The 4,811-nt window shown below is 62.3% G+C and carries 4 protein-coding genes; 2 read left to right on the plus strand and 2 right to left on the minus strand.

The annotated features are described in order from the left end of the window. Positions 1-422 precede the first annotated feature (422 nt). Positions 423-893 (minus strand): hypothetical protein, encoded by a 471-nt coding sequence (locus tag WBB07_RS12255; protein ID WP_526308001.1) that lies wholly within the window; start codon positions 891-893, stop codon positions 423-425. A gap of 82 nt (positions 894-975) precedes the next feature. Next, positions 976-2,106, minus strand: a complete 1,131-nt coding sequence (locus WBB07_RS12260; protein ID WP_526308003.1) for a hypothetical protein — start codon at positions 2,104-2,106, stop codon at positions 976-978. Between the two features lie 809 nt (positions 2,107-2,915). Here WBB07_RS12260 and WBB07_RS12265 point away from each other — a divergent pair. Then, on the plus strand, positions 2,916-3,494 hold the full coding sequence (locus WBB07_RS12265; RefSeq protein WP_526308005.1) for a type IV toxin-antitoxin system AbiEi family antitoxin domain-containing protein: 579 nt from the start codon (positions 2,916-2,918) through the stop codon (positions 3,492-3,494). Next, positions 3,491-4,372 (plus strand): nucleotidyl transferase AbiEii/AbiGii toxin family protein, encoded by an 882-nt coding sequence (locus tag WBB07_RS12270; RefSeq protein ID WP_526308007.1) that lies wholly within the window; start codon positions 3,491-3,493, stop codon positions 4,370-4,372. The genes WBB07_RS12265 and WBB07_RS12270 overlap by 4 nt, the downstream gene beginning before the upstream one ends. Positions 4,373-4,811 lie beyond the last annotated feature (439 nt).

Genomic DNA, 4,811 nt, shown 5'->3' on the forward strand with positions numbered 1-4,811 from the left:
CAGTTTGCGCACGATGTCTTCTGCGGAGTGCCGCTTCCGACCAGCCATACGTTCATCGTCCCTTCTCGCCCGACATCGGGCCACAGGACTCTAGAACTTGCTGGACTCATTCAGCGGGAACACGCCAGGTCCACCGCCGGAAGTCCGTGGACCTGAACTGCTGATGAGTGGGTGAGGGCTGCATGTATATGGCCTGTTAGTTGGCCCCAATTTGGGCCGGGAGTCGGAGCTGGCGTCGATTAGTGGTGGGAAGCTGTCCAGCCCGCTGAGACGCCCGGCCTGTGGGGGAGGTGTGGCGGCGTCCGGGGTTGCCCGGGCTGGTGCCGCGCGCTGGGATACCTGGCGGCCGTGGGTGCGGTGGAGGCCGGGCGGGTGCATCCCGGGGGCCTATCTACGGAGCCGGGGCCGTTTAGGAGGCCGCGCTACTTGGTTGCGTCGAACCCGTCGAGCTGAGGAGACACCCGGTTCATCCGCGTGTACGCCCAGTACAGGCGAGGTAAGACCATCACGAACGCCAGGAAGATGTAGGCCGTGACCCCTATTGCCAGCCAGGCGGGAGCGCAGACCACTGCGTCCTGCAGCGGCGTGTTTGGTTCGCCGCGCGAGACATTCAGGCCGATGACCAGAATTGCGGCGTCAACGACGCAGGCGAGCGCGATCATGAACAGGTGCGCGACGCTCTCGTCGAGGCTGTCGCGGTACACGTTCTTGCCGTCGCGGGTGTCCGATCGCTCCGTGAGTTTCAGGCGCAGCGTCGACAACGACCCGAATGCGCTCAGGGTGCCGCCGGCCAGCAGCGACACGGCGGTCAGGAGCGGCATTGGGGCCGACAGGTGCCAGTCCCAGACCCACGCCGAGATCAGCAGAACAAGGGGGACGCCGTACAGCACCACGATGGCGAAGTAGTCGTACGGGCGGCTTTTGTGAGTCGCGAGCTTCAGGCCTTTGAGCTGGCCACGGAATAGCGGTCGTAGGTCAAATCTCTCCATCCTCGACTCCCCATCCTGCCCAGTCGACCGACACCTCGAGCGAGTTCTCCAAGGGTGCGACTGCTCTTTGTACTCTCCCGAAGAATAACCGCGAGGTAGGACAATCTACGCCCCTGGAAACCGGGTAAATGAAGATATCAGCCCATCTTGACGGGCTGATTTCCTTCTTTTTGCCATCGGCATCTTTGACCTCGATCCAGGCGTCGTCGTAGTCCTGGTCGTCGAAGTTGTCGTAGCTGTCGCCGAGTACAGCCGCCAGGTCTTTCGTCGCTTGCGTCTGCGCGTCACCGGGTGCAGTCGCCGGGCCGTTGAAGTACTCGATCCATCCGTTGAGGACTTTCCGGGCGCGGGCAATTGCGCTGTTCTCACTGAGCCCCATCTCCACCTTGAGCGGCGACTTACCAGGGGTATTGGTGTCGGACCCCCCCTGCTTGGTCAGCACGATCTTGCTGCTGGTGCCGTTCGTCATGAGGCTTTTGAGCTTCTCGGGGTCGCTCAGAGGTGTGAACCGGAGCGACCACCAGACGGGTCGGACGATCTTCTTGCCGGTGGTCTCTGCCTCTTCGGCTGCCTCAGCTTTGCCGTCCTCACGCGCCCACGCCCGCATCCACTGCTCTAGCTTCTTTGAGGCGTGGGTACGGCTCGCGTCCTCAACTGCCGCGATACCCAATTCTCCGACGTCAGGGAACATGAACACCGCGCGGTAGGGCCTCACCGACTTCAGGTCGGAGATGTCTAACGGGGCGGCGCCATTACCGGCGTATCCGGCGCCGGTGAAGCCTTGACGACGGCCGTAGACGTACTCGATCACCATGTGGTCGCCGCGACGATCCACGTCAGTGACGACCAGCACAGGTTTGGCGGCTTCCTTGGCCTGGGCCTCCGCTTGCTCTTCCTCGGTGATTTCCTCTTCGTCCACGCCGTCGTCTGCGTCATCGAGGTCGGACGCCGTCGGCGTCCCGTGACACTCCAGGAGCTTCCGCGCGCTGACCAGATCGAACAGGTAGTCCCTGATGTGCTGTTTCGACTCGCCCACGCCGACCTCGACCGAAAGCGCATCGCCCCGCCCGCTGCGGTGAACTGTCACGCGGAATAGCCGGAACCCGTAATTCGTCATCTGCCCCTGCTCAGCAAGCCCCGTTAATAGCATCTTCACAGTAAAGGCCGATACCGCGTTTGCCGGCTTATTTAGTCGCGTGTCAATTCATCTGCGGTCGTTTGCCACTGCTATCAGGGCATCGAGGAAGTCATCCGGAAGACGCCCCAGGTAGCTGACTTGTGGGTGTTCGGTACCGAGAACACCGACTGCGACGGTGTAGTCGAAGGCCGCCGTGGCGACCGAGCCGATCGGACAGTCCGGAGTTTGGCTTTTGGAACGTGTAGTTCCCTGCGCCGCCGTATCCGCAGCTTCCTGAGTGACCTGGTTGACACGCTCAGGAAATCCCGGAGGCTCCTACCTTGGAAACGAGGATGCAGGTTTGGCGGAATCGCGCCAACTTGGCAGACGAGACGGGCACCGCGAACATGTCCGGGCCGGATTGACATGCTGCGTTCGCAGCCGTCCGGCATTAAGCGTTGGCTGCTGGCCCGCAGCTGCGGCGACGTTCGTGAGGAGGGCCGAATTAACAAATGCAGATGTCGAAAGCGACTTGCCCGTTAGTGAGTTTCCGTCCATGCGCATCGCCTCCTTTCGTGTGCGGCCTGGAAAACCAGGCAACAAATTGGGAATGAGGCAGAGCCTCCCGGTCACCACAACAATGGGCAGCACCAGATCTATCACCCAATTACCGTTCCTGGCGGGCGAAGTCGCTGCTAATCCCTCGTCATACCTGCGGCGGAGGACGTAGGCGAGAACGGTGACCGGCCTTCGTAAAGGTCTAAAGACATCCGTGTGCTTAACCGTATCTAGTTGATACGATTGCGCACATGGCCATTTGGGATCGGATAGTTGAACTTGCCGCTGAGCAGCATGGCTATGTGACGACTCGTGACGCTAGGGATATCGGTGTCGACCCCACGCAGCTGCGACTTCTCGCTGCGCGCGGACGCCTTGAGCGCACCGGTCGTGGTGTGTACCGGGTGCCTGTTCTGCCGCGTGGTGAGCATGACGATCTCGCAGCTGCCGTCGCCTGGACTTTGGGCCGCGGCGTTATTTCGCATGAGTCGGCCTTGGCGCTTCACGCACTCGCTGACGTCAACCCTTCGCGCATCCACCTCACGGTTCCGCGTGACAACCATCCGCGCGCAGCTGGGGCCGAGCTGTACAGGCTTCATCGCCGCGATCTCACGGCAACCGCCATCACGTCGGTCGACGACATACCCGTCACGACGGTCGCGCGCACCATCAAAGACTGCCTGGACGCCGGGACTGATCCCTACCAGCTTCGGGCAGCGATCGAACAAGCCGAAGCTGAGGGCACGCTACGTCGTGGCCCGGCGGCAGAGCTGCGCGCCGCACTCGATCAACCTGGGTCACGGGCTCGCAAGAAGGGCGCATCGGCATGACCCAGCCCTATTCGTCGCCACCGCCGAACTTGCGCTCGTTGCGCGATCGGCTCACGCAAGCAGCGCAACGGCAAGGGGTGTTGTTCGGCCGATTGCAGCGTCACGTCGCGATGATCGTCGTCGCGCAATTCGCGGCCATGCTCACCGATGACAGCGGCGCCCCGCTGCTCCTGGTCAAAGGTGGTTCATCGCTGGAACTGCGCCGGGGCATCCCTGATTCGCGGACCTCCAAAGATTTTGACACCGTCGCACGTCGCGACATCGACGACGTGCATGATCAGCTGGCTGAGGCGGGCGAGGTGGGGTGGGAAGGTTTCACTGCGACCTTCACCGTCCCCGAGGAGATTGATGTTCCGGGCATGCCGGTGAAGCCACGCCGATTTACCGCCAAGCTGAACTATCGCGGCAAGCCTTTCGCATCTGTTCCGATTGAGGCCTCCACTGTCGAAGCCGGCAATGCCGACCAGTTCGACACCCTCACCTCAGACGCTCTCGGCCTCGTGGGTGTTCCCACGGCGGTCTCCGTGCCGTGCATGACGATTCCGTGGCAGATCGCTCAGAAGCTGCACGCGGTGACCGCAGTCCTCGACGCACCCAGAGTCAACGATCGCGCCCACGACTTGGTGGACTTGCAATTGCTCGAAGGGCTGCTGCCCGACGCCGACCTTTCGACAACACGCAGCGCGTGCATCGCGGTGTTTGAAGCGCGTGCTCAGCAGCTGTGGCCGCCGAGAGTGTCCGCGCTGCCACACTGGTCGCCGATCTATGTGGGTGCGCTGGAAGGGCTCGATCACCTCGAACTTGCAGCCACCGTTGAGGAGGCCGCCCGGGTCGTAGTGCGCTTCGTCGAGCGGATTGATGCGGCAAGCGACAATTAGGTCACTCATCGCCTAGCAGGCGTTGCCGCCGACGCTGGTCGGCTAGATCGCTCGGCGATCGGGATGCCAAGGGCCTCCCCGGCGGGCACGCCAGGTCGTCGATCGCCGCGTGGCCCAGTGTCCCAACAGTGTCCCAAGACGCGTTCAAACGCGCCGGATCGAGTGACACGACTGAGACGCGCATAGGGCTCTGAACTGCACAAACGCGACACGGTGGAACGCAGAATCACACTCGTAGGGTCCCTGGGGGTCAAGTGGTCGCAGGTTCAAATCCTGTCAGCCCGACAGAGAAAAACCCGCTTCGACCTCGGTCGTGTCGGCTCCGGTTGAATCCTGAGCAGCCTGCTCCGGGGTGGTTTCTAGGTGCGGTCGCAACACCTCTCGAGATTCTGGAGGTTATGTTGACATCATCGCGTCGTGTGAAGAAAGGCCCAGGTCG

Origin of the sequence: Mycobacterium sp., assembly GCF_049647605.1 — a bacterium.
In the GTDB taxonomy this organism is placed as follows: Bacteria; Actinomycetota; Actinomycetes; order Mycobacteriales; family Mycobacteriaceae; genus Mycobacterium.

Bases quoted from the DNA above. Each gene is read 5' to 3' on its own strand.
- WBB07_RS12260 (WP_526308003.1), bottom strand. From the start codon at position 2,106: ATGACGAATTACGGGTTCCGGCTATTCCGCGTGACAGTTCACCGCAGC.
- WBB07_RS12265 (WP_526308005.1), top strand. From the start codon at position 2,916: ATGGCCATTTGGGATCGGATAGTTGAACTTGCCGCTGAGCAGCATGGC.
- WBB07_RS12270 (WP_526308007.1), top strand. From the start codon at position 3,491: ATGACCCAGCCCTATTCGTCGCCACCGCCGAACTTGCGCTCGTTGCGC.